This window comes from Acinetobacter sp. WC-141, from assembly GCF_000313935.1.
GTDB lineage: Bacteria > Pseudomonadota > Gammaproteobacteria > Pseudomonadales > Moraxellaceae > Acinetobacter.
This window is the reverse complement of the sequence record NZ_AMSS01000072.1, coordinates 12478-38580: the sequence shown is the minus strand read 5'-3', so window position 1 is coordinate 38580 and position 26103 is coordinate 12478. Positions and strand designations below refer to the sequence as shown.

Sequence of the window (26103 nt, the reverse complement as noted above, 5' to 3'; positions counted from 1 at the left end):
CTTTTTACACTGCTTAAATTGCAGCGCTTACCAAAGTGCGAGCTGTGTACTATTACCTGAGGTATCTACACCACCTAGCTCGGCGAAGTGGTAAAGCTGGCCTAATAACTGACGTAATGGTGGTCCTGACTTGGCGTGAGTATCTGTAATCACAATAAACTCAAGCACGCGTGCACGTTCAGACTGTCGCTGTTTACTTACTCGATAGCGCGGAACATCTTGGGTTAACAAGGTCACTTTACCGCGCTCCAGATTGGCCATAAGCAAATCTTTCGGCTCGATATTACCATCAGTTGAATAACTGGTCAGAATATAGCGGGCATTGATGGTTGAAAGTAGTTTTTCATACGCATCTTTCGCATATTTAGAAGAGTTATAAGGGCTTGGACGTTCTTTACGCCATGCTCTATCAATACCACTCTTATAACCTTTGGTATCTGGTGAAGGTAAATCAACCTGATCCCATAAAGTTAATGCATTTAAAACATGGTAATTACTACTATATGCATGTTGGTTATAAGGTGGATCGAGATAAGCAACATCTACTTCAAAACCACTCATTTGATTTGCGAGATGCTGTGAATCTACACACCACATTTCAGCAGCAGGACGCTTACGATCACCAATCTCGCAAAAACGGCTTGGTGTTAACCAAAGCAATGACTCAATTCGTTCTAATGCAGTTTGTGTACGTCCGCCCCACCCTTGGTGGAAGCTTTTAAATACACCACTGGTGTTACTCACAAAACTTGCTGAATAGAGCAATGGCGCGAGCAAGGCACTCATCTCTACATCATTAATTGCACCTTGCGCCTGCCATGTTGCAATCTGCTGGCGAATCGCATCAATACGCATACCATTACGGCGTTTAAAGAACAAACGATCACGGGTTGGATCGTATACATCATCGTTACGTGGGCAAAGGTTATGCGTTACCCAGCCTTTAACCTCAGGTAAACGATTTAAATAATCGATTGCCTTCTGATATCCACCCAGCTCTTTAAAAGCAGGCGCATCAGTACAAGCTAAAATCGCATGATTTAAAGCATGGCTATAAGGTTCCCAGTCATTTGCGATCACACGGTAACCATTTTGACGCGCCAAGCGAGACACGACACCACTGCCGGCAAAGAAATCGGCAAAAATCGGAGGATTCTTTTTCTTGCTATTCAGCGTCCCTGTAATTTCAAGGGCTTCTAAAATTAGATGGAGCAATCGGCGCTTATTACCCAAATAAGGAACAAGCTGATGGAAAAGATATTCGTCTGTCGTACGGGCCGCATGACGACGTTTGTGATAAACCGAAGGCTCTGGATTCATACTTTCTCTTGCGTAGGGATTAACCTTAAGCGTATATCTTGATCAAGTTGTGTCACATCAAGAAGTGTAAAACGAAGTTGTTGTGCCATATATTCAAATTCTGCATTGAACATGGCTCTTGCACTTTTCCCCAATAATGTCGGGGCAATATAACTGATCAATTCATCGACTAAACCTTCTTGTAAAAAGGCGGTCGATAATGTTGCACCAGCTTCCACCAATACATCATAAATTTGATATTGCTTAGATAGGGTCTGTAACAGCATTTTTAAAGGCTGAATTTCTAATTGTATCACGCCTAAATCGGCAAGTTCTTGACGATATGGCCCCATCACCATCACAGTTTCAGGGTTTTCTAAAATTTTAGCATTACGTGGCAAACGCCCCTGACGATCTAAAACAACTCGTTTCGGCTGAGCAACTGTCTCAATATCAATATGTCCGAGTGAACGCACATTAAGCTGACAATCATCTGCAATCACGGTCTCAATACCTGTAATCACTGCTCCTGAAATAGCACGCCAATGCTGGACATCTTGACGGGCAGCAGAACCAGTAATCCATTTCGATTCACCAGATGCCATTGCCGTACGACCATCTAGACTTGAAGCTACTTTTAAGCGTACATAAGGCATGCCTGTAGACATCGCCTTTAAAAAACCTTGGTTTAATTTTTCTGCTAAATCTTCACAAATGCCAACTTCTACTTCAATTCCGGCATCTTTCAAAATCTGCACACCTTTGCCCGCAACGAGTGGGTTTGGGTCAGGACATGCCACAACCACTTTTTTAACTTGTGCTTTAACCAGTGCTTCGGCACAAGGAGGAGTTCGCCCATAATGTGCACATGGCTCAAGCGTCACATAGGCTGTTGCACCTTGTGCTTGTTCAGCCGCCTGACGTAAGGCAAAAACCTCTGCGTGGGGTTGACCTGCTTTAGGATGAAAGCCCTCACCTATTAACTGATCATCTTTGACAATGACACAACCAACATTTGGATTCGGCTTAGTCGAATATAGACCTCGTTTGGCAAGTTCAATAGCTTGCTGCATCCAATATTGATCTTTTTTCAACTCAGACATAAAAATCTCAAATAGTTATTGTTCACGTTGCTGCATTTGCTCAATTTGACGGCGAAAAGCTTCAACATCCTGAAAATCTTGATAGACAGAAGCAAATCGAACATAAGCGACATGGTCAAGTGCAAATAAAGATTGCATGACGACTTCACCAATTGTTCTAGACTTCACGTCGCGCTCACCTAAACGGCGAATCTGCAATTGGATATCACTTAAAACAGTTTCGATCTGTTCTTGGGTGACTGGACGTTTTTGCAAAGCGTGCATTAACGAACGACGTAATTTGGCCTCATCGAAAGGTTCATTTTTTCCATTCGATTTGATTACACGGGGCATCACCACTTCATAGCTTTCAAAAGTGGTAAAACGTTCACCGCAACTTACACACTCACGACGTCGACGAATCTGACAGCCTTCGGCGGCTAAACGTGAATCGATGACTTTACTATCTGCGGCGTTGCAAAATGGACAATGCATAGCGGATTTATAGGGTCGATTACTTTGACCTAGTGTAGCAAAATTTCTACGCTTACAGAACCAGCATTCTATGAGACAAAAAAACAGTCCTGAGCAAGATCAAAGTATCGCTTTGATCACTGCGCAAGACTGTTCTTTTAAGACAGCAGATATATACGAATTATTCTATGCGTTCGCCATGTTGGCTTAAATCTAGACCCATGCGCTCATCATCGGCGTTCACACGGATACCAATCACAAGATCAATCACTTTAAGAATTACAAAAGTCGCGATACCACTGTAAATCATGGTTGCCAATACACCTTCAACTTGTACCCACAATTGACCAGCAAATGTTGATACTAAGGTAACGTTAGCTGCTTTAATAATTTCATCACTGTAGAATACGCCAGTTAAAATCGCACCGACAATACCACCTACAGCATGTAAACCAAACGCATCCAAAGCATCGTCGGCTTTAAGTAAGCGTTTAAGTGCAGTAATCCCCCAGAAGCACACTACGCCACCGATAAGACCCATGACTAAAGCACCGCCTACCCCAACAAAACCTGCTGCTGGCGTAATCACAACCAAACCAGCGACCGCACCAGAAGCGCCACCCAATACAGATGCTTTACCACGAATCATGCGTTCAACAACTAACCAAGAGAATGCAGCAGCGGCAGCAGCAACTTGAGTCACTAAAATTGCCATACTTGCACGAGCACCCGCGCCTAATGCACTACCACCGTTAAAGCCGAACCAACCTACCCAAAGTAAACTTGCACCAACAACAGTTAGAGTCAGGTTATGCGGAGCCATAGATTCACGGCCCAAACCAATACGTTTTCCAAGCATATAAGCAGCAACTAGACCTGCAACACCTGAGTTGATATGTACAACTGTACCACCAGCAAAATCTAATGCGCCTGCTTTAAATAACCAGCCATCTGTTGCCCAAACCCAGTGAGTAATTGGTGCATAAACAACGAGCACCCAAACCGCAATAAAGATCATGAAAGCTGAATACTTCATACGGTCTGCAATAGATCCGCTAAGAATTGCAACTGTAATAATGGCAAAGGTCATTTGGAAAATAACAAACAGACTTTCAGGAATTGTCCCACTCAATGCATCAAACGCGACTCCGTTGAGCATTGCTTTAGACAAATCACCAAAAAATGCACCTGTGCCAGAGAACGCGATTGAATACCCAGCAATCACCCACAGCAAACTGACTAAAATTGCAGCGGATAGGCTGAACATCATCGTACTTAGGACATTTTTTTTACGTACCATACCGCCGTAGAATAGTGCCAAACCAGGAATGGTCATTAACAGAACCAAAGCTGTTGAAACTAAAATCCACGATGTATCGCCTGTATCAAGTTTTGGTGTTGGTGCTGGAGCTGCCGGAGTTTCAGCAACTGGTGCTTCTGCTGTGGTTGCAGTAGCTTGAGATGTTGATGTAGCCGCAACTTCCGATGTAGGTGTTGTTACAGCATCTTCTGCCCAAACGGCAGTACCACCCAAAAGAGCGCCTGATAGACTCAGCGCCATAAGTATTTTTTTCATTCGTGTCCCCCAACCTCATTTGCGAGTTATTTTCTACTCAGCAAGCTTTGTGCCAATTAGACAGCATCCGGTCCAGTCTCACCCGTACGAATACGGATTACTTGTTCCAGATTAGTCACAAAAATCTTACCATCGCCGATTTTTCCAGTGCTTGCCACACGTGTAATTGATTCAATTACCGAGTCGACCATTTCATCACTAATCGCAATTTCGATTTTTACTTTAGGTAAGAAATCAACCACATACTCTGCGCCACGGTAGAGTTCTGTATGTCCTTTTTGACGACCAAAACCTTTAACTTCAGTTACGGTAATCCCTTGTACACCAATGTCAGAGAGCGCTTCACGCACATCATCCAATTTAAACGGTTTTACAATTGCAGTTACAAGCTTCATGTTTGTTTCCTTCGGCTTCTTTTCACCAGTAAGGTTTTATGTTCAATTTTCATGCCAATATTTCAAAGGTTGGGGGAAGTGAATCTTTTGCATGAAGTTTCTTTATAACCTATTTAGTGATCAAGATGTAGATGAGCTATTAAAAATAAAATGAATTTTCAGTATGGTTAGCTGCTGATTTAATGTTCTATTTATACTAAAAGAATTGAAACCTATATCCCACGTTCAAGCAGTGGTAAACTGTAAACCATAAGGTAATACAACACTTTGGATATTTTATGCTAGAAACTTTATTACAGGCCATTCTGGAACAAATTGATGAGCCTAAAAAAGATTTGGAAAAAAATTTACGTGCATTATTAAATGAAGCAGTCGAAAAGTTAGATCTTGTTTCCAGACAAGAGATTGACCGCCAAAAAACTGCACTTCAATCGGCCAACCAACGTTTAGAAGAGCTACAAAAACAAGTGAGTCTATTAGAAGAAACTTTAAAGAATAAAAAATAAGCACCACTGTAGCGCACTTATACTTTACAACGATTAAAAATGAAGCACCATAATGGAACAATAAGATGTCTTTTTCTAAAATTTATACACGGGGACTTTTGGGTTTACATGCACCTCTCATTGAAGTAGAGGTACATGTGAGTCAAGGCTTACCTTCTCTGACCATTGTAGGTCTAGCAGAAGCGGCAGTCAGAGAAAGTAAAGACCGCGTTCGCTCAGCCATTATTAATAGTGGATTTCAATTTCCGACTAAACGACTGACCATTAATCTTGCACCAGCAGATTTGCCCAAAGATGGTTCACGTCTAGATTTACCCATTGCTGTCGGTATTCTAATTGCCTCTGGTCAGCTCCCAGAAAACTGCGCCGAAGATTTTGAATTTATTGGAGAGTTAGCACTTGATGGCCATGTAAGGCCAGTGTCAGGTACTTTAACTTTGGCAATGGCTTGTCAACAGGCTAAGCATAAAATGCTTTTACCGCTTGATAATAGTCAGGATATTAGCCATTTACCCGACTTTAAATGTTATCCGGTGAGCCATTTAAAAGAAGTCTGTGAACATTTTCTGGGCACAAAATCTCTCTCTTCGGTTGAACCTACGACCACTTCAAACCAAATGCCTTATAAATTTGATCTGGCAGATGTAAAAGGTCAGCTACGCCCACGGCGTGCACTCGAAATTGCTGCGGCTGGAGGGCACTCCTTACTTTTTAAAGGACCACCCGGAACAGGTAAGACTCTACTTGCCTCAAGGCTTCCTTCAATTTTACCGCCTCTCTCTAATCAAGAAACACTTGAGGTTGCGAGTATTTATTCAATTTCAAATACATCACATACTTTTGGTCAGTGTCCATTTCGAGCGCCCCATCATACAGCATCCGCGATTGCACTCGTTGGAGGCGGATCTCACCCTAAACCGGGCGAAATAACATTGTCGCATTTAGGGGTTTTGTTTTTAGATGAACTTCCTGAGTTTGACAGAAAAGTGCTAGAAGTTTTACGGCAGCCGCTTGAGTCAAAAGAAATCATTATCTCACGAGCAGCTCGGCAAATTACCTATCCAGCTAATTTCCAACTGATTGCAGCCATGAACCCCTGCCCGTGTGGTTATGCGTTTAATCAAGATAGTCGTTGCCAGTGTTCACCTGAAAGTATTAAGCGCTATCAAAACCGTATATCGGGACCTTTACTTGACCGTATCGATTTGCATATTGATGTACCACCTTTAAAAGCTCAGGAACTGCAAGATCCAACACCTGCTGAAGATTCTAGCAGCGTTCGACAACGTGTGATTTCTGCTTATGAACAACAAATGCAAAGACAAGATTGTTTAAATCAAGCACTTTCACCGAAACAACTTGAGCAATATGCTGTCCTTGATAATACTTCGCAACGAATGATTGAAATGGCTCAACAACGTTTAAATCTATCGGCTCGCGCTTATCATCGTGTTTTACGAGTAGCGCGAACCATTGCCGATTTGGCTCAAAGTGAGGTGATCCAAAGTCCTCATCTTACAGAAGCGCTCTCTTATCGAGGCAATCATTCTTAAGGTAAAACAGCGGATGATGAGTCCGCTGTTCTTTTATTAAGAACTCTGTTTAACGTCTCAATTAAAGCAGTGATTTCCTTCTCTGATAAAGCTGCAAAACCCAAGCGAATACAATGACTAGAAGACTCCCCTTGTTTAAACTTTTGCTCTGTATCAATGTTGAGTTCTTTTAATTTTATAAGCTGATCTTGAGTAAATGGTTTCTGGAATTTCACCCATACAGCCATTCCACCCGCGGGTGGTTGTATATGAACACGCTCTGCAAAAATTCTTTTAAACTCAGCTAACACATGATCACGGCGTAGCTGATATATTTTTTTCATTTTACGGATATGTCGTTTGATTTCGCCCCGCTGCATTAAATCAGCTAAAGCAAGTTCAGTAATATTATTACCTTGACGATCAATCAGTAAAATATCTTCAGTAATCGATTGAATGATTGTTGGAGATGCCACCATATAGCCTAATCGAATACCGGGTGCAAAAACTTTAGATAATGAACCCACATGAATAACCAACTCAGAATGAGGCAAACTCGCTAAGGGTGGCATAGGCCGACTGTCATAATGAAATTCATGGTCATAGTCATCTTCAATAATATAAAAGCCCCATTTTTTTGAAAGCTCTAAGAGTTGGAGACGGCGATTCATTGTCATCGTGACTGTTGTAGGATATTGATGGTGTGGGGTTGTATAAATGGCAGCTACAGAATGCTCTTGTAAAATCCGTTCTAAATCCTCAATGACAATACCTTGTCCATCTAATTTGACAGAAACGACCTGAAAACCATTTGATTGGAACGCTTTAAAAGCAGATGGGTAGTAAAGCTCTTCAACAATAATAACGCCCTGCCGATTAGGTAATGCACGAGAGGCAAGAAAAATTCCCATCTGGCTACCCCGTACAATACAAATCTCATCTTCGGCAACATTCATAAAACGCTCCATCGACAACATTTGTTGTAAGGCTTGTCTTAACTCAATCATACCTCGTGGGTCACCATATCCCATATACTGATTTTGAGTAATTTTAATCAGTGCATGCCGATAGGCGCGTGAAAATAGTTCGTAGGGAATAAGCCGTGGATCTGGCACCCCATCGTTATGTGGATATAAAGCAACTTGCTGAATAGTCGGTTTATCATTAACTTTTCGCTCAGATATCGGCTCTATTTGGAGCTGTTTTTCTGGCAAAACATCTGCCACAAATGTGCCTTTTCTGGGACGAGTCACAAGCCATCCTTGTGCTTCTAATTCTTCATAGACCGCTTGTACTGTTTTCCGATTAATTCCTAATTCTTTTGATAAGCTACGAGAGCCCGGCAGCATAGTCCCTTGCGCCAAACGGCCACTTAAAACTTCCTGACTAATCAAGTTAGTCAGTTTTAGAAAAACCGTTTTTTCTTCTCTTTCATCAATACGAAAATGTACTTGCCAAGGTCTTAGCATATTTGCCTCATCTGGACCAGATAACTTATAAAAACTGGATGTATTGATTCATCCAGTTGTTTTCTATTCTGCCTTCACCTACTTAATTTGGTCAACTGGACTGGAGAAAAGATGAAGACTGCTTCTGTAAACAAACAAGATCTGATGCAACACGCACAACAAGACATGCAAAAGTGGATTAGCGACTCAGATTTAACTGATCGCCAAAAGCTTGCACTCACTTGTCGTATTTTATTTGATCATGGCCATGATGCTGGTTTAGCAGGCCAAATTACTTGCCGTAGTGAAAATAAAGATTCCTTTATTACTCAGCGTTTCGGTTTAGGTTTTGATGAAATTACTGCCTCAAACTTACTTGAGGTGAATCAAGATTTAGAGCCAATCAATCAAGAAGGAATGGCAAACCCAGCCAATCGTTTTCACACATGGATTTATAAAGAACATCCAGAAGTGAACTGCATTATCCATACGCATCCCACCCATGTAGCTGCCCTGTCGATGCTTCAAATTCCACTTATGGTTTCCCAAATGGACGTTTGCGCACTTTACGAAGATTGTTCTTTTGTAGGCCATTGGCCGGGCGTTCCTGTTGGCAATGAAGAAGGCATTTTGATTTCTTCTGCTCTAGGTAAAAACCGCGCTGTTTTGTTGTCTCACCATGGACAACTGGTCACAGGAAAAACTATTGAAGAAGCATGCAACTTGGCTCTTTTAATTGAACGCGCAGCTCAACTGCAACTGCTAGCCATGTCTGCCGGGCAAATTCAGCCAATCCCACACGATTTAGCCATAGAAGCTCATGACTGGGTATCTACCGATAAACGCAACAAAGTGAACTTTGCTTACTACGCACGTAAAGCTTTGAAAAAACATTCTGACTGTATTTAAAAAGAGATTTCGACCATGAAACTACACGGCATTATTGGCTACCCTGTTACTCCATTTTCTGATGACAACACTATTAATCTTCCTGTTTTAAAACAGATGCTGGATTTGCTTATTGAAAATGGCTGTGATGCGATTGCACCTTTGGGTAGCACAGGCGAAAGCGCTTATCTTGAATGGGATGAGTGGTGCTTAGTGGCTAAAACTTCAATTGAAAGCATTAACAAACGTGCGCCTGTCATTATTGGAATTTCAGAACTCACCACTGATCAAGCCATCAAAAAGGCGCAAATCGCACAAAGTTATGGTGCAGATGCACTTATGGTGATTCCTGTATCTTACTGGAAACTCACAGATCAAGAGATTTTTGAATATTATCAGGCAATTGCCCAAGCAACGACTTTACCGATTATGATTTATAACAACCCTGCGACTAGTGGTGTTGATATGTCGCCAGAATTAATCGTACGTATGTTTAACAACATTGCAAATATTACAATGGTGAAAGAAAGTAGCGGTGACATTCAACGTATGCATAAAATTCAGGAACTCTCAAAAGGTGAACTTCCATTTTATAACGGCTGCAACCCTCTAGCTTTAGAAGCCTTATGTGCAGGAGCAAGCGGTTGGTGTACAGCAGCACCAAACCTGTTAGGTCAGCAACCTCAACAGCTTATTGAATATGTAAAAAATGGTGAGTTAGAACGAGCCCAAAAAACATTTTATCAACAACTTCCTCTACTACGCTTTATTGTAAATGGTGGGTTACCTAAAACGATTAAAGCAGGTTTACAGCTACAGGGTGTCTCTGCGGGTTCACCACGTAAACCACTGTCCAAAGCCTCGGATATTGAGCTTAGCCAATTAAAACAGCTACTTTCTGAAATAGAAAACTAATAAAAAAAGCGGGTCAATAAACCCGCTTTTTATAACTCAAAACTTAGAATGTTTTAGTTAAACTAAACACTAAACCTGTGTCATAAGGTTTTTTCTGAGCATCGGTCATGCCAGAAGTACTAATATCTGTACCAACTACATCTAGCTCAGCAACAATACCCAAAATGTTATAGTTTACGCCGACTTTATAATCGATATAGCTATCGTCTTCACCTGGTCCACCCGCAACTACAAGTAAAGAGTCTTTATTTTTAAGCTTGTTATAACCAACTGAAGCAAGCCCAGTAAATCCTGTGTCTGCAATTGGTGCTGAATAACCGACGTTAAAATACCAGAACTCATCAGAGTGGCCCCAGTAATCATCCGAATAACTTACACCCACACTAAGTGCATCACCTTTAAATAAAGAGTCTGCAAATGTTAATTTCCCGTAAAATTCGTTAAAGTCAAAACCAGTATCCCCATTGTATGGGTTAGTAAATTTTGAATCAGAACCAATATAGCCGTAATGAATTACACCCACGTCATAGGTCGGTGCCAGCTTATCTGACAGTTTTAAGGTATTGGTATAACCTAATGAGATATCGGTTTCAGTTGAAACGCCAGGTGTATTAAAGTCAACGCTTGACCCCCAAAGCGCAACATATGCACCAGACTTATGAGAAAAAGTAAAACCACCTTGAATTGCCGGGTTGTTTGACGATTGCGTAATACCACGGAAACGGTAGTCTGTGGTTGCTGCGACACTCCCGGTTGCTGTAATACCATAAAAAGATGGTGCATCTTCAGCCATAGCCATGGTTGAACCTGCTGCAAAGATACCAAGACCTAAGGCCTTAAGTGCAAATTTCATCATTCTGATCTCCCCCATAATGAATGCACGATTTATGTATAAACACATTGTGTTACTTAAGCTTTAGCAATTGCTGTGCCAAGTACATCTTTCTTATCGCTGCACTTCATTAATTTAGAAATTAGAATATTTTTATGAGGAGAAAAATGCTTATTAAGTTTAAAAATATATTCATAAAAAACAATATTATGAAACACTACATTTATCCAATTAAAAAAGAACAACATGAGGAAACACCTTGTCGGAAATAAATTAACAACATCGGCAGTATCAATTTACTCAATGTAAAATTTCTATTTAAACTTAAATAAGGGATATAAAAATTACGTAAATTTTTTAAAACTGGCTTTTAATGATCTGTGAATGGGCATTTCTTTTAATTAGATTTCTTTATTTTTTCTGTTTTAAAACTTATGAACTATTTTGGGTCTTTTTTTAAACAAAAATACTTATAAAAGTCTAGCGCACAAAATTCAGGCAACACATCGCACTAAATTTGTTCAAATAGAATAGATTCTATGGGCTTACTCATAGTGGTTTATTCTTGTACATCCTTCCATTAAAATAATGTTATAAAGTAACAATTCATATTGCATTGAGTATTAATTCTTAAAAAAGTAACTTTAAAAAAGATTAAAAAGCAAACAAATCCAATAAAAAAGAGCAAAAATTGATCATAAAAATCAACTATTTTTTAAGCTTTAACGCTAAATTAAATGGTAAAAATCCACTAAAAAATAAATTAATTTTTTTATTTTAAACAATAAATTAACTACAAAAAATTAACAATAAATTTAGAAAATCCGCCCTACCACATTAATCAAATTATGCATAGCATATATAAAATAAAATGAACAAAAATATATCTTTTTTATAGATTACTTATACAATTGATTGAAATCCTAGGCCCTGAACAATAACAAGGCACAGGATTTATCGTTTTTATGAGGTTCTTTAAATATGCTAAATGCACAAAAACTTACATTAGCAGTTCTCATTTCTGCGGCAATAATTTCCTCAGCTCAGGCAAGCGAGCAAAGTGAGGCAAAAGGATTTGTTGAAGATGCGAACGGTTCTATTCTCTTCCGTACAGGTTACATCAGCCGTGACAAAAAAAATGGCGTAGATGACACCAGTTCATTTGCTCAAACAGCAATTGTAAATATTGATTCTGGCTTTACCCCTGGTATTGTCGGTTTCGGTGTTGGTATTGTTGGTGATGGTTCATTTAAAATCGGCGACAATAATAACGCTGGTAATAACATGATTCCACGCGAAACATTGAACGGTAAAGAAAACTCTGGTGATACTTATGATCACTGGGCTCGTGGTGGTGGTAACGTAAAAGCACGTTTCTCGAATACAACTGTACGTTATGGTACTCAAGTACTCGACCTACCTGTTCTTGCAAGTAACACAGCTCGTCTAGTACCTGAATATTTCACGGGTACATTGTTAACTAGCCATGAAATTAAAGATTTAGAAGTCATTGCTGGTAAATTCACTAAAAACCAATATTCTGATCAAGTGAACACAGATGGCCGTCGTCTTGACCGTGCAATTGTTTGGGGTGCTAAATACAAGTTTGATGATAATTTAAATGCATCTTACTACGGTTTAGATAGTAAAGATAAACTTGAACGTCATTATGTAAATGTGAACTACAAGCAACCTCTTTCTAATGACAGCTCATTAACTTACGATTTCAGTGGTTATCATACTAAGTTTGATGAAGGTGCTTCCACTTATTCACAAACTACTGATGACCTATCTAATCGTAAGAATAATATCTGGGCAATCTCTACAGCCTATAATACTGGTCCACATAACATCATGGTTGCTTACCAACAAAACAGTGGTAATGTCGGTTATGATTATGGGGAAAATGCTGACGGTGGCCAAAGTATTTATTTGCCAAACTCTTACCTGTCTGATTTCATCGGTAACGATGAAAAATCTGCGCAAATTCAGTACAGTCTTGATTTTGGTAAGTTAGGTGTATTACCAGGTCTAAACTGGACCACTGCATTTGTATATGGTTGGGACATCAAAGTTAAAGGTTTAACGGATGATGCCGAAGAACGTGAATTCTTTAACCAAGTAAAATATACAATTCAAAGTGGCTTTGCTAAAGATGCAAGCCTTCGTATTCGTAACTCTTACTATCGTGCAAGCGATGCTTATCAAACCAATGCTTACATCGGTGATACCAACGAATGGCGTATTTTCCTTGATATTCCTGTGAAATTATTCTAATTCACAAATCTATCAAGCATAAAAAAACCTACGTCTGGCAACAGATGTAGGTTTTTTATTAAGCTCAGAATATCAATTGAGGCATTCTGAGCCTTATCAATTAAAGCTTATTTAGCAGCTTCAATAGCTTTTAATACTTCTGCTTTAGCAACATCAGCACCTTCCCAACCACTGATTTTTACCCACTTACCTGGTTCTAAATCTTTATAGTGACTGAAGAAATGTTCAATTTGGCTAATCAACAATGGAGGAAGGTCTGTATATTCCTTCACGTCTTTATACAATGGAGACAATTTTTCGTGTGGAACAGCGATTAATTTCGCATCAATACCACCATCATCTTCCATTTTTAATTTACCTACCGGACGGCAACGAATTACAGAACCAGCAGCAACAGGATGTGGAGTTACAACAAGTACGTCTAACGGGTCACCATCTTCAGACAAAGTATTTGGAACATAACCATAGTTCGCTGGATAGAACATTGCTGTGCCCATGAAACGGTCTACAAACAATGCATCAGAATCTTTGTCGATTTCATATTTAATTGGTGCTGCATTTGCAGGAATTTCAATGATGACATAGATGTCATTTGGGGCATCTTTACCTGCTGGGATATTGCTGTAACTCATATCAATACTCTTTCGTTATGAAGTCAGATGTAAAATCCACTCGATTATAGCGTGGATATCATCAAAATGATGCCGATTATACAATGCGCACACGCGAAAGTTGATATGAATGATGACAGAATGACACTCAAGTCAGCTTAATCGTGACCACTAATAAGAAGATTGGGCACAATATAGATAAGAACCAGACAATCGAACGTAAAGTTGCCCAATTACTTAAATAACAGATCCCATAAATAACTCTTAAAATAATATATGCCCAACCCAATCTCAGAATAAAATATTCCGGAACGACCATATATTCGGCCATTAAAATAGCTGTTAAGAATAAAGGTAGGCTTTCAAAGCTATTTTGTTGTACGGCATTTGCGCGAGCAGCCAGACCAGTTGTTTTCGCAAAAAAAGCTCTTGGATTCTGATTATCGACAGGCTGAAAACCACCTGTAAACTTTGCAATTACGGTAAATGCGTATGGCAGCAAACATGCCACTAAAATAATATAGATAATGCCGCTGATGCCCTGCATAGTGCCATCCATCACTGAAAATACTGTTGATCATGCTATCATAACATTGCGTTTTTACCTGAAATTTTATGCAATCACTTGTCATCACTGATTAATAGGGCCATGTATGCAACAACCTGATCAAAAAGAATTGTTTGAAGTCTTGGATAAGCAAAAACAGAATCAACTTCAGATAGATCGCATATTAAAGATCATCCTCCCTATTATGGCTTTTTTACTTAGTGTGATTTGTGCAAATTTGAATTGGCAATCGACACTTGGCACCTTTGTTATTTTAACAATTACCTTTATTGCAGTCGGTATTAAACGACTTACTTTGTGGCACTGGCTCATTGTGATTACGATATATTGCTTAGCAGATAATTATTTAAGTTATGGTCAGCTTGATTTAACTCACCTACGCCTGCAACTCGGCACAATGCTTGTTTTTGTTGGGATGGTCGGAATTGGACGCCCTTATATAGACCGCTGGTTTATAAAAAGCCATAAAACTAAAATAAAAAAAGCGCCCTAAGGCGCTTTTTTTATTCACTGATTAGGCTGGTTTACGTAAGTCTTTACGTAAAATTTTGCCTACATTTGATTTTGGTAATTCATCCATAAACTCAACATAACGAGGGCGTTTATAGCCTGTTAAGTTTTCTTTAGCGAAGTTCAAAACTTCTTCAGTCGTCAAGCTTTGATCTTTTTTCACAATAAAGAGTTTTGGCACTTCACCTGATTTTTCATCTGGAACACCAATAGCTGCAACTTCCAATACTTTTGGATGTTTAGCAATAACTTCTTCGATTTCACTTGGATAAACGTTAAAGCCAGAAACCAAAATCATATCTTTTTTACGGTCTACAATTTTTGTATATCCACGGCTATCCATAACACCGATATCGCCCGTACGGAAGAAACCATCCGCTGTCATGACTTTAGCTGTCTCATCAGGACGATTCCAGTAACCTTTCATGACTTGAGGACCGCGAATCGAGATTTCGCCTTGCTCACCTAAAGCAACTTCTTTACCATCATCATCTAAAATAGCAACTTCAGTTAAAGGTAACGGAATACCAATGGTGCCGCTAAATTCAGTAGAAGCAGGCGGATTTGCAGTTGCTACCGGTGAAGTTTCTGATAAGCCATAACCTTCAATAATGGTTGTACCAGTAATTTTCTTCCAAGCTTCTGCTGTAGAAGGTAAAACAGCCATACCACCGCCCATCGCCATTTTTAAATTGCTATGGTCAAGTTGTCTAAATTCTTCATTATTGACTAAAGCATTAAATAATGTGTTTACCGCTGGGAAGAATGATGGTTGATATTTACGTAATTCGTTAATAACAGCTGGTAAATCACGAGGGTTCGGAATCAAGATATTTGCTTGACCTTTATACATACCATACATCGCGCAAACCATGAACGCAAAAATATGATAAAGCGGCAATGCACAAACAATGCGGTCGCCTTTAGCACCATCGTTTGCTCCAAATTTACTTTGGAAAATACCGTCACACTGAAGTAAGTTTGCTACAAGATTGCGATGAGTAAGCTCTGCACCTTTTGAAACGCCTGTTGTACCACCAGTGTATTGAAGTACAGCAGTGTCACTTAAAGTTAAAGTCGGACGCTTATAATTACTCGCATTTTCTTTATTTAATGCTGAATTAAATTTAACGTGTCCTGGAATATTCCAAGCCGGAATTTGTTTACGTACTTTACGTAATACAAAATTCACTAGAGTACCTTTGAGTGTACCGAGCATATCTCCGACTGATGCAACTACTACATGCTTCACTGGAGTTTTACCCAAAATGCTTTGGTAAACACTGGCAAAGTTTTCGATAATTACAAGTACTTCTGCACCTGAGTCATTTAATTGATGCTCAAGTTCACGCGCAGTATAAAGTGGATTAACATTCACTAATACTAAACCTGCACGTAACACAGCTAATGCAACTACAGGATACTGCAACACATTCGGCATCATTACTGCCACACGAGTACCTTTTGCTAACCCCAAATTTTGCAAATAGGTCGCGAACTTACGGCTTGCAAGCTCTAACTCATTAAATGACATCGCTTTATCCATAAAGATAAAGGCATCACGAGAACCAAATTTTTGGAAATTACTCTCAAAAATATCAACAAGTGAGGTATTTTCCGCAGGCAATGCTACTGTTTCTGGAATCCCTGTCTTTTGGTATTCTGCAAACCAAATTTTTTCCATAATGCCATTATCTCCGATTCGTAATCCTTAGTAATAACTGTTATTCAATGCCCCAGCTATTCTTTAGCTTCTTGGTGCCAGAACATATGTAAAACTTATTGGCACATTCATGACACTTTCGAACAAGATTATGAGACAGAAGTTTTGACAATTTATCCCTGCCAAATTTTTTGCATGGAGTACAAATTACGTACTCCAAATTGCTGTCCTTTTAATCGTTATTCAATACCAACAAGTTCAGTTCATTGCTTGAACATGTTGCCATATATAGCGTATTTATGTTGCCAGACGCTAGCTTTATCTCTGAATCAACAGTTTATTTGCTTTTTGATATCCACGTGGTAAGAGCTGACCTTTTGAAGCCCGTTTACCTATATATTTTTGTAGATCATCACCTTTTAATTTTAGATGTTGCTGACCTGCAACCACCTGAATTATTTCATCTAAGTTCAGGGTTGTCATGGATAAAATTTGCTCTTTAGCTTCAAGTTGTATCAACTTATTACCTTTACCCTTATTTAAATTTGGCAGTTCTGCCAAATCGATAATTAAGAGTCGACCTGCTGAGCTGAGCACAGCCAAATGTGTCATATTTTGAGCAGATACTAATGGTAAAGCTTTTGATTTTTCAGGGACTGACAAGAATGTTTTTCCTGCCTTAGCATTGGTATCGAGCTGTTTGGCTTGAGTTTTAAACCCATAACCCGATGTACTTGCAGCGATAAGCTCAGACTCTTCATCTTCTAGATAAACCTGAATAAACGACACGCCACTTGCAGGAGCAAGTTTAGAACTTAATGGTTCACCCAAACCTCTTGCTGATGGCAAACTGCTAATAGGCAAGGCATAACTACGCCCTGTCTCATCAAGGAAATAAATCCGTTGATTGGTTTTACCCACAGCGTGACTTAGATATTGGTCACCGGCACGATAGTTTAAATTCTCTGCATCAACATCCGCACCTTTTGCAGCACGAATCCATCCCGCTTCAGATAAAACCACCGTTACCGCTTCAGCTGGCATTAAATCCTGTTCTTTAATCTGAACGGCTTCGGCACGCACCACGATTGGAGAGCGTCGTTCGTCACCAAACTTTTTCGCGTCTTCTTTTAATTCACCAATAATCAGATTTTTTAAAGATTCCGGATTTTCTAATTGCTCACGAATAATGGCAGCTTTTGCAGCAAGCTCATCTTGCTCTTGACGGATTTCCATCTCTTCAAGTTTTGCTAAATGACGCAACTTGAGTTCTAAAATTGCTTCTGCCTGTATCTCATCAATATTGAAATGTTCCATCAATACAGGTTTAGGCTGATCTTCTTCACGAATAATACGAATCACTGTATCAATATCAAGATAAGCAATTAAAAGACCTGCCAAAATATGCAGACGTTTTTCAATTCGGTTTAAATGATATTCTAAACGGCGAGTTACCGTTTTTTTACGGATTTCAATCCACTCAAGCAAAATGCGACGAATTGACTTAACCTGAGGACGACCATCCTCACCAATCATGTTTAAATTAACACGGTAACTCGACTCTAAATCGGTGGTTGCAAATAAGTGGCTCATTACCGTTTCTGCATCAATACGATTAGAGCGAAGTACAATCACTAATCGCGTTGGGTTTGCATGATCCGACTCGTCCCGTATATCAACGACTAATGGCAGCTTTTTGGCCTGCATTTGGTCGGCAATTTGAGTAATCACCTTAGAGCCCGATACTTGATAAGGCAATTCGGTAATCACGATTTCATTTTTTTCAATGGTATAAACCGCTCGCATGCGGTAACTGCCACGACCAGTGATCTGGATTTTGAGTAACTCTTCCGGTGGAGTAATAATTTCAGCTTTTGTTGGTAAATCTGGCCCGGGAATATATTCAGCCAATTTTTCATCCGAAGTTTGCGGATTACGAATTAAGGCAATCGTTCCTTTAATCACTTCACGTAAATTATGCGGCGGGATATCGGTTGCCATACCAACAGCAATACCGGTTGTGCCGTTGAGTAGAATATTAGGAATACGCGCTGGCAACGTAATCGGTTCTTTTAATGAACCATCAAAGTTATCTTGCCAGTCAGTTGTGCCCTGACCTAACTCATTTAACAACAACTCACTGTAAGCAGAAAGCTTTGCTTCGGTATAACGCATCGCAGCAAATGACTTAGGATCATCTGGTGCCCCCCAGTTACCTTGTCCTTCAATTAAAGGATAACGATAACTAAATGGCTGAGCCATCAATACCATCGCTTCATAACATGCCGAATCACCATGAGGATGGTATTTACCGAGCACATCACCTACTGTACGTGCTGATTTTTTTGGCTTGCCGCTATTTTTTAAGCCTAGCTCGCTCATGGCATAGACAATACGGCGCTGTACAGGCTTTAAGCCATCACTGATATGCGGCAATGCACGGTCCATAATGACGTACATGGCATAATTCAAGTAAGCCTGTTCAGTAAATTCGGCTACAGAGCGGTTTTCTGTCGCTTGATGCGCAAGGCTGGTCATAGTCAGCTTATCTTCCAAATCAGTCGTTATTTTAAATGAGTCTTATGCTAAGTGGGCTATGTTACAGACACAAGAGGGAGTCTGTCACCTGAGCGTCAAATTATGTCTCATCTCTCTATATTTTTAGCTACTTGCTATAAAGTTAGGCAAAACTAGAGGCCTATCGACTCTAGTCTTTTCCCTTGGGTTTCTTCACCTAATATTAAAATTACGGCTGCGACTAAAAGTAAAACCACAGTAAACATCATAAAAACATGACTAAACCCATGCTTTGCAACCATCATATGGGTAACGACGATCGGCGCCAAAATTCCACCTAAACGCCCCATTGCCGATGCCCAGCCCGAACCAAAAGCCCGAATATTGGCTGGGTATTGCTCTGGAGTATAGGTATATAACACTCCCCATGCCCCTAAATTAAAGAATGACATGAGACAACCCCAGAACATAATGCTGTTCACACTATCGGCTTGGCCAAAGAAATATGCAGACAGTGCACAAAATCCGATAAATGAAGCGAGAGTAATTTTTCGACCTAAACGTTCAACAAACCACGCCGCCGCTAAGTAACCCGGTAGCTGAGCCAAAATCATCAGCAAAACATATTCAAAAGATTTAACAATGTCATAGCCCTGTTTCACCAATAAACTTGGTAACCAAGTGAAAATGCCGTAGTAGGAATACACAATTCCAAACCAGATGAGCCACAGCATTAAACTACGACGAGCGAAAGGACCACTCCAAAGTTGTTTAAAAGAGACTTTTTGTTGTATGGCTACAGGCACAACTTCAATATGATGAACAATTTGGACACCAGCCTGAGCTTCTAATTTTTGAACTAGGGTATGCGCTTCTTCGATACGACCGCGGTTAATCAGGTACGGTATCGACTCGGGGAGTTTTTTCCAAATTACTAAAATATAAATTAGTGGGAGGCCGCCCATGAGAAATGCAATATGCCAGCCAAATTTAGGAATAATAAAATAAGAAATTAACGCAGCAACTAACCAGCCTAAACCCCAAAAACTTTCAAGTAATACAATAAAACGACCACGTACATGTGAAGGTATATATTCACTCACCAATGTCACAGCAACAGGTAACTGCCCACCAAGTCCAAGGCCAACAATAAAACGGAAAATCAATAACCATTTCAAATCTGGAGCAAATGCACATAAAGCAGTCGCAATACTATAAATTGCCATGGTCGTGGCAAATATTGTCTTTCGACCAAAACGGTCTGCTAAAGCACCAGAACAAACTGCACCAATAGCCATGCCTACAAAGCCAATACTGACAATCCAACCGCTTTCGGCTGGGGTTAATGCCCAGTCTTTAACAAGCGTTGTCATGATAAAAGCAATGATGCCAGTGTCCATCGCATCAAACATCCAACCTAATCCAACCACCCACAATAATGTGTAGTGGAATTTGCCAATCGGAAGATTTTGTATACGTGAAACCAGATCCATAAGAAAACTCTACTGGAAAAAATAAGTGAGCAAGACAATATATTTAATTGTTATAGCATGCTCACATCGTATTCTGCATGATTAATGTTCATCGGTTGAAGAAGCCGATTCTGCATCATCATCTTTATAAATAAACTTAGGCATTTCTAAGCCGAAATAGATCGCAATTAGACGAAGGGTGAAACCGAAAATTAAGGTTGAAATAACGGTTAACTCTAAACTGAAACCCAAGTCTAAACATACCCAATAGCAAATGACCGCCACAAAAGAAATACTCGCATAAAGTTCGCGACGGAAAACGAATGGGACATCGTTACATAAAATGTCACGTAAAATACCGCCAGAAACTCCGGTTAACACCCCTGCGACTGCCGATACGACAAAACCATGACCCATTTGTAAGGCAATCTGACAACCAATAATAGTAAATCCGATTAGGCCTAAAGCATCGAGTACCAAAAAGATGTTATGTAAGTGACGCATCCATTTGGCAATAATGATTGTGACAAATGCAGCACAACACGTCAGAACCAAATATTCAGGATGTTTTACCCAAGTTAAAGGATAGTGTCCGAGCAATACATCACGTACCGACCCGCCCCCTAAAGCAGTCACACAGGCAATCAGTACGACACCGAACCAGTCCATACTCCGTCGCCCAGCAGATAATGCACCTGTCATGGCTTCAGCAGTAATCGCAATAATATAAATAACGGTGAGTAACATTGCCCTTTCCCTCAGGCCAAACGGTGCGCGTATTTTAAGGTAAAGTTATATGAATTGTGCACAGCATTGTTTAAATTTTTTTCCGGAGCCACATATACAAGGCTGTTTCATGGTGACATGCATATCTACCGTGGGATCAAGAAAAAACCATTGTTGTTGATATACAAAATGTGAAACCTCATGGTGAACCTGAGCTTTTTGTCCATCATGATAATGTGCCTTGAACTCAACCTGTGCATGGGTTTTATCTAATTTTTCTTTCGCGTTGACGACGTCTAAACCCAACCATTGATTTTGTTTACTCCAGTCTGCAATGGCATCTTTATCAAGCGCAGTTTGCTGACCTAAAGCGGTTGTTTTCACAATATAATCAATTTGCTGTAATGCAAAAGCACTATAACGCGAACGCATAAGCTGCTCTGCTGTCAGGGCTTTTGCTGTGCCTAAATGTAAAGGCTCACAACATTCTACATAGCTGCCTTTTCCACATGGACAAGTGTGTTGAGTCATTCTGTGTTTCTCAAATAAAAAATAGCTCAGAGTGGAGCTATTTTATGATGTTTCTAGAAATGAAGCCTAACTTAATCTTTTGGTTCGTCTGGTTCGATAGAAACAATATGAACTTTCTCGATTTTATGGCCTTCCATCGTAATCACTTCAAAGCGATAACCATCGGCTTCAACAGCCTCACCATTTTCTGGTAAGCGGCCTAAATGGAATAACAAATAACCCGATAAGGTTGAATATTGTTCACTTTCATCGACCAAATCACGACCTAATAAAAGGGATAAGTGGCGAATGTCTGTCGAACCTTCAAGTATTAATGAACCATCTGCCAAGCTCTCAGCGGCTGCATCTAGCTCATCTTCATCAGGGAATTCACCCGCAATGGCTTCTAAAATATCGATTGGCGTTGCGATACCTTCAATTGAACCATATTCATTTAAAACGATTGCCATTTGTAAAGGTGCTTGACGTAATTGCTCCATTACCATGAGTACTTGAGCATTTTCATGCACAATGACGGGTTCACGTAAATGCTTTTCGAAATCAACCACACCTGTTTCAATAAAGCCATTTAGAACTTTATGAGTAAGTGCAATACCCTCAATATTATCAAGTTCACCACGTGCAACAATCAAACGAGAGTGTGTCATTGACATCAAACGTTCTTTTAAAACTTCCGGTTCATCGTCTAAATCAATCCATTCAAGTTCAGGTCGTGGCGTCATAACAGACTTTACAGGACGTTCTGATAAACCAAGAACACCTTGCACAAGCACACTATGGTAAGCACCATTTTCTTCGTCAAAAACTTCATCTGCAAAAGCTTGTGTAGCCAATACATCTTCTTTATCAGACGATTGCGTATCTGAGCTAGAGCCGCTGCTTTTACTTCCTAGCATACGTAACACGGCAGAAGCAGTGCGATAACGTAAGTCTGTGGTTGTAACCAGTTTTTCCTGATTGCGGCGCATGCTCTGGTTGATAATCTCTACCAAAACCGAGAAACCAATTGCAGCATATAAGTAACCCTTCGGAATATGGAAACCAAAACCTTCCACAACCAAAGAGAAACCAATCATCATCAAGAAACCAAGACACAGAATAACGACGGTTGGATGCTTATTAACAAAGTCCATGAGTGGTTTCGATGCCCACAACATGATTCCGACAGCAACAATCATTGCTAACATCATGACACTTTTGTCTTTGACCATCCCGACTGCAGTAATCACACTGTCTAACGAGAACACAGCATCAAGCACAACAATCTGGACAATAACCATCCAGAACGCCGCATGAACTGGATTGTCTTCCTTTTGCAGTTGTTTGCCTTCCATGCGCTCGTGCAATTCCATGGTGCCTTTAAAGAGCAAGAACACACCACCGAACAACAAGATCAAATCACGACCAGAAAATGGATGATCAAAAATATGGAAGAGCGGATGAGTAAGTGTTATTACCCAAGCAATAGCAGCCAATAAGAGCATCCGCATGCCCAAGGCCAATAATAATCCCAGTTTTCGAGCCTTACCTCGCTGCTCTGGCGGCAGTTTTTCAGCCAAAATAGCGATGAAAACAAGGTTATCGATCCCCAATACAATTTCAAGAACGATTAAAGTTGCTAAGCCCACCCAAGCAGATGGATCAGACATCCATTCAAAGATCATCGATCCTGCTCCTGTGCTGATTGGATTTTATCTTTATTTGGCAACACAGCAGGCATGCCCATACAAAGGAGGGAAAATGTTTTTTTAGGACAAGAAATTAAAACGGAGCGACTACAACCACTACCCATATTTGTTCATATGTTGTTAAACGAATTTTTAGTATAGGCAAGATTTAACATAAATTCATCATTTTTATTTGTTCATAACGGGCATTCACCAAACCCATACAAAACATGATTCTTTCCTATAAATCTGCTTATAAAGTTGTCATATCTTTTGCTTAGTGTAGACAAGAAATATGAACGTGATAAGGTAAAAATAAAGCAATGAATAGCGTATTAACAATGGCAGTAAATGATTCACCAATAACAGCTGTAAAAACAAAACAACCTCTTATTGCATTATATTGTGGTTCACGTGCAGGAAATAACCCAATCTATCGAGAAAAGGCAATTGAACTTGCTCATGGAATTGCTGACCAAGGTTTCGGTTTAGTCTATGGCGGTGCCAGTATTGGTTTAATGGGACAAGTTGCTGAAAGCGTTCTTGCAAACGGCGGAGAGGCTGTAGGTGTCATTCCTGAATTTATGCTCGATTATGAAGTAGCACATGCTGGGCTGACTGAATTACATGTGGTAGAAACCATGCATGAACGTAAAGCCATGATGGCAGAGCGTGCAAGTGCATTTGTCGCATTACCTGGTGGTTTAGGAACGTTTGAAGAAATATTGGAAATAGCCACTTGGGGCCAACTTAACCAACACCAGAAACCCATGATTTTATATAACGTAAATGGCTTTTATAATGCATTGATTGCCCAGTTAGATCATGCGGTCCAAGAGGGTTTCCTCCCACTTCAACACCGCGCTAAATTAATTGTATGTGATGATGTTGATCAAATTTATAACGTGATTAAAAACTTAAAAATGCCGAAAAGATTTGTTGTGTAATTTTTTCTCTACTCTCCATAAAAAGCGGCCCAGCCGCTTTTTTGTTTTTATACTTCTACCTCTTTATTTCATTAGAATAATTTAGCTAGTTAATTTTGATAAATAGAAGAACTTAAATTTAGTAAACGGGTATTCAACATTGACTTACTTTTTTTACTTTCAATTTGTTTTACACTAGACCAAAACGTTAACTTTCAAATGTTATGAATGCCACGCCGACTCACCAAGCCTTGCAACCCGAATATCGCCTACTCGTTCTTTTGGTTTCCATTGGCTTTTTTATGCAGGCTTTGGACACAACAATTGTAAATACCGCTATTCCTGCAATGGCTCACCATCTAAATGAAGACCCTTTACGCATGCACAGCGTAGTGGTGGCCTATGTCTTATCGGTTGCTGCCTGTATTCCTTTAAGTGGCTGGTTAGCAGACCGCTTTGGTATTAGAAATATATTCTTATCGGCCATCGTTATTTTTACACTAGCCTCTTTGGGTTGTGGTCTTTCTCAGAGTCTCAATGAACTCTTATTTTTCCGAGTCATCCAAGGCGTGGGCGGAGCTTTACTACTTCCCGTTGGCCGTCTGTCACTTTTAAAAATTATTCCCCGAACTCAATTCTTAGCTGCAATGAGCTTAATGAGTCTTGCAGGTTTACTCGGGCCTTTGGCTGGTCCAACTTTGGGTGGTTGGTTAGTTGAAGTTGCAACTTGGCACTGGATTTTCCTGATTAATATTCCTATGGGCATACTCGGTATATTAATGACATTAAAAGTCATGCCAAATGTAAAAGAGCCTATGGTCAAAACATTTGATTTGGTCGGTTTCATCTTATTAGTAGTGGCAATGATCGGATGGTCGTTGGGTATTGAACATCTGGCATCGCCTGAATATTCAAACTGGTTTAGTATTTCGCTAATAGTGGTCGGCATAATCGCAACACTTTGGTATGCCTATCACTCACACACTCATCAAAATGCATTATTTCGCAGCCGTCTCTTTAGAAACAAAATTTATGCAATTGGTATTTTAGGTAATTTCTTTGCCCGCTTTGGTGGTAATGCCTTACCTTTTGTTTTACCGCTCATGCTACAGGTGGCTTTTGGTTTTGAGCCTTTCATTGCCGGTTTAATGATGATTCCACTGGTCTTGGGTTCATTATTTTCAAAGCCAATCGTCAGACCGATTATTCAAAAAATTGGCTATCGACGTTTTTTACTCATAAACACCACACTGGTCGGGCTATGTATCGCCTCTTTCGCCATCATGACAGTCGACACTCCAACTTGGTTTAGAGCCTTACACTTTTTCTTATTTGGCACATTAAACTCACTACAATTTGTGGGTATGAACACATTGACCTTGAAAGATTTGCCTCAACAAGATGCAAGTAGCGGTAATAGTTTTCTATCGATGATCATGATGCTATCAATGAGTATTGGCGTGGCACTGGCAGGTACACTCATTAACGTATTTACCAATTATTATGGTCCAGCTCATGTAACCACTGCATTCCATGTCACTTTAATTTGCCTCGGTTGTATCAATGTAATTGCGGCTCTTATTTTCTGGCAAATTCCAAAAAATACTCCCATATAAGCCTTTGCATTTTTAGCGTGGTTTCTCATTCTTGAATCGCGCTATGATGTCGGCTTCAGATCTTTAATGAGT

At 39.9% G+C, this 26103-nt stretch carries 23 protein-coding genes; 8 read left to right on the top strand and 15 right to left on the bottom strand.

Annotation, left to right across the window (positions count from 1 at the left end):
• Nucleotides 1-27: 27 nt before the first annotated feature.
• The 5 genes from ACINWC141_RS14320 to glnK form a co-directional block, all read right to left on the bottom strand.
• A complete protein-coding gene (locus ACINWC141_RS14320) occupies nucleotides 28-1320 on the bottom strand; it encodes a DNA adenine methylase (RefSeq protein WP_009392290.1) in 1293 nt (430 codons plus the stop codon).
• Nucleotides 1317-2402, bottom strand: coding sequence for a bifunctional diaminohydroxyphosphoribosylaminopyrimidine deaminase/5-amino-6-(5-phosphoribosylamino)uracil reductase RibD (gene ribD / locus ACINWC141_RS14315; RefSeq protein ID WP_009392299.1), 1086 nt, complete (start codon nucleotides 2400-2402; stop codon nucleotides 1317-1319). Before ribD ends, ACINWC141_RS14320 begins: the two co-directional genes overlap by 4 nt.
• A gap of 15 nt (nucleotides 2403-2417) precedes the next feature.
• Nucleotides 2418-2876 carry a transcriptional regulator NrdR gene (gene nrdR / locus ACINWC141_RS14310; RefSeq protein WP_003654416.1) on the bottom strand — a complete coding sequence of 153 codons (459 nt, stop codon included), beginning with the start codon at nucleotides 2874-2876 and terminating at the stop codon, nucleotides 2418-2420.
• Nucleotides 2877-3036: 160 nt separating this feature from the next.
• On the bottom strand, nucleotides 3037-4431 hold the full coding sequence (locus ACINWC141_RS14305) for an ammonium transporter (protein ID WP_034678730.1): 1395 nt from the start codon (nucleotides 4429-4431) through the stop codon (nucleotides 3037-3039).
• Between the two features lie 56 nt (nucleotides 4432-4487).
• Nucleotides 4488-4826: a P-II family nitrogen regulator gene (gene glnK, locus ACINWC141_RS14300; protein WP_009392365.1), complete on the bottom strand. Its 339-nt coding sequence runs from the start codon at nucleotides 4824-4826 to the stop codon at nucleotides 4488-4490.
• 278 nt (nucleotides 4827-5104) lie between these two features.
• Here glnK and ACINWC141_RS14295 point away from each other — a divergent pair, with 278 nt between their 5' ends.
• Nucleotides 5105-5332 (top strand): accessory factor UbiK family protein, encoded by a 228-nt coding sequence (locus ACINWC141_RS14295; protein WP_009392348.1) that lies wholly within the window; start codon nucleotides 5105-5107, stop codon nucleotides 5330-5332.
• A gap of 65 nt (nucleotides 5333-5397) precedes the next feature.
• Nucleotides 5398-6885: a YifB family Mg chelatase-like AAA ATPase gene (locus ACINWC141_RS14290; RefSeq protein ID WP_009392292.1), complete on the top strand. Its 1488-nt coding sequence runs from the start codon at nucleotides 5398-5400 to the stop codon at nucleotides 6883-6885.
• On the opposite strand, the gene pdxR is transcribed toward ACINWC141_RS14290, so the two are convergent.
• Entirely contained in the window at nucleotides 6882-8333 is a 1452-nt protein-coding gene (gene pdxR / locus ACINWC141_RS14285; protein ID WP_009392254.1) for a MocR-like pyridoxine biosynthesis transcription factor PdxR, read from the bottom strand. The genes ACINWC141_RS14290 and pdxR overlap by 4 nt on opposite strands.
• A gap of 111 nt (nucleotides 8334-8444) precedes the next feature.
• Between pdxR and ACINWC141_RS14280 the strand changes: the two genes are divergently transcribed.
• Together ACINWC141_RS14280 and ACINWC141_RS14275 are read left to right on the top strand one after the other, a co-directional pair.
• Nucleotides 8445-9221, top strand: a complete 777-nt coding sequence (locus ACINWC141_RS14280; protein ID WP_009392362.1) for an aldolase — start codon at nucleotides 8445-8447, stop codon at nucleotides 9219-9221.
• Between the two features lie 15 nt (nucleotides 9222-9236).
• Nucleotides 9237-10115, top strand: a complete 879-nt coding sequence (locus tag ACINWC141_RS14275; RefSeq protein ID WP_009392357.1) for a dihydrodipicolinate synthase family protein — start codon at nucleotides 9237-9239, stop codon at nucleotides 10113-10115.
• Nucleotides 10116-10158: 43 nt separating this feature from the next.
• Here ACINWC141_RS14275 and ACINWC141_RS14270 read toward each other — a convergent pair whose 3' ends face one another.
• Entirely contained in the window at nucleotides 10159-10971 is an 813-nt protein-coding gene (locus ACINWC141_RS14270; protein WP_009392368.1) for a TorF family putative porin, read from the bottom strand.
• A gap of 957 nt (nucleotides 10972-11928) precedes the next feature.
• Between ACINWC141_RS14270 and ACINWC141_RS14265 the strand changes: the two genes are divergently transcribed.
• Nucleotides 11929-13224: an OprD family outer membrane porin gene (locus ACINWC141_RS14265; protein WP_009392258.1), complete on the top strand. Its 1296-nt coding sequence runs from the start codon at nucleotides 11929-11931 to the stop codon at nucleotides 13222-13224.
• Between the two features lie 107 nt (nucleotides 13225-13331).
• On the opposite strand, the gene ppa is transcribed toward ACINWC141_RS14265, so the two are convergent.
• Both ppa and ACINWC141_RS14255 read right to left on the bottom strand, forming a co-directional pair.
• Entirely contained in the window at nucleotides 13332-13856 is a 525-nt protein-coding gene (gene ppa, locus ACINWC141_RS14260; RefSeq protein ID WP_004795210.1) for an inorganic diphosphatase, read from the bottom strand.
• A gap of 127 nt (nucleotides 13857-13983) precedes the next feature.
• Complete coding sequence (locus tag ACINWC141_RS14255) at nucleotides 13984-14382, bottom strand: MAPEG family protein (protein ID WP_009392286.1); 399 nt, start codon at nucleotides 14380-14382, stop codon at nucleotides 13984-13986.
• A 106-nt stretch (nucleotides 14383-14488) separates the two neighbouring features.
• Between ACINWC141_RS14255 and ACINWC141_RS14250 the strand changes: the two genes are divergently transcribed.
• A complete protein-coding gene (locus tag ACINWC141_RS14250; protein WP_009392296.1) occupies nucleotides 14489-14896 on the top strand; it encodes a hypothetical protein in 408 nt (135 codons plus the stop codon).
• A 21-nt stretch (nucleotides 14897-14917) separates the two neighbouring features.
• Here ACINWC141_RS14250 and ACINWC141_RS14245 read toward each other — a convergent pair whose 3' ends face one another.
• The 6 genes from ACINWC141_RS14245 to ACINWC141_RS14220 form a co-directional block, all read right to left on the bottom strand.
• Complete coding sequence (locus ACINWC141_RS14245) at nucleotides 14918-16597, bottom strand: long-chain-fatty-acid--CoA ligase (RefSeq protein ID WP_009392351.1); 1680 nt, start codon at nucleotides 16595-16597, stop codon at nucleotides 14918-14920.
• 297 nt (nucleotides 16598-16894) lie between these two features.
• The gene (gene parC, locus ACINWC141_RS14240; RefSeq protein ID WP_009392234.1) at nucleotides 16895-19114 is read right to left on the bottom strand and encodes a DNA topoisomerase IV subunit A; all 2220 of its coding nucleotides are present in this window, start codon (nucleotides 19112-19114) and stop codon (nucleotides 16895-16897) included.
• A gap of 152 nt (nucleotides 19115-19266) precedes the next feature.
• Nucleotides 19267-20586 (bottom strand): niacin transporter NiaP, encoded by a 1320-nt coding sequence (gene niaP, locus ACINWC141_RS14235; RefSeq protein WP_009392333.1) that lies wholly within the window; start codon nucleotides 20584-20586, stop codon nucleotides 19267-19269.
• An 81-nt stretch (nucleotides 20587-20667) separates the two neighbouring features.
• Nucleotides 20668-21312 (bottom strand): trimeric intracellular cation channel family protein, encoded by a 645-nt coding sequence (locus ACINWC141_RS14230; RefSeq protein ID WP_004795225.1) that lies wholly within the window; start codon nucleotides 21310-21312, stop codon nucleotides 20668-20670.
• Nucleotides 21313-21357: 45 nt separating this feature from the next.
• Nucleotides 21358-21822: a YchJ family protein gene (locus ACINWC141_RS14225; protein ID WP_009392352.1), complete on the bottom strand. Its 465-nt coding sequence runs from the start codon at nucleotides 21820-21822 to the stop codon at nucleotides 21358-21360.
• A 71-nt stretch (nucleotides 21823-21893) separates the two neighbouring features.
• Entirely contained in the window at nucleotides 21894-23486 is a 1593-nt protein-coding gene (locus tag ACINWC141_RS14220; RefSeq protein WP_009392259.1) for a TerC family protein, read from the bottom strand.
• 326 nt (nucleotides 23487-23812) lie between these two features.
• Between ACINWC141_RS14220 and ACINWC141_RS14215 the strand changes: the two genes are divergently transcribed.
• Together ACINWC141_RS14215 and mdtD are read left to right on the top strand one after the other, a co-directional pair.
• Nucleotides 23813-24436: an LOG family protein gene (locus tag ACINWC141_RS14215; protein WP_009392305.1), complete on the top strand. Its 624-nt coding sequence runs from the start codon at nucleotides 23813-23815 to the stop codon at nucleotides 24434-24436.
• A 203-nt stretch (nucleotides 24437-24639) separates the two neighbouring features.
• Complete coding sequence (mdtD, locus tag ACINWC141_RS14210; protein WP_009392340.1) at nucleotides 24640-26031, top strand: multidrug transporter subunit MdtD; 1392 nt, start codon at nucleotides 24640-24642, stop codon at nucleotides 26029-26031.
• Nucleotides 26032-26103: the final 72 nt, after the last annotated feature.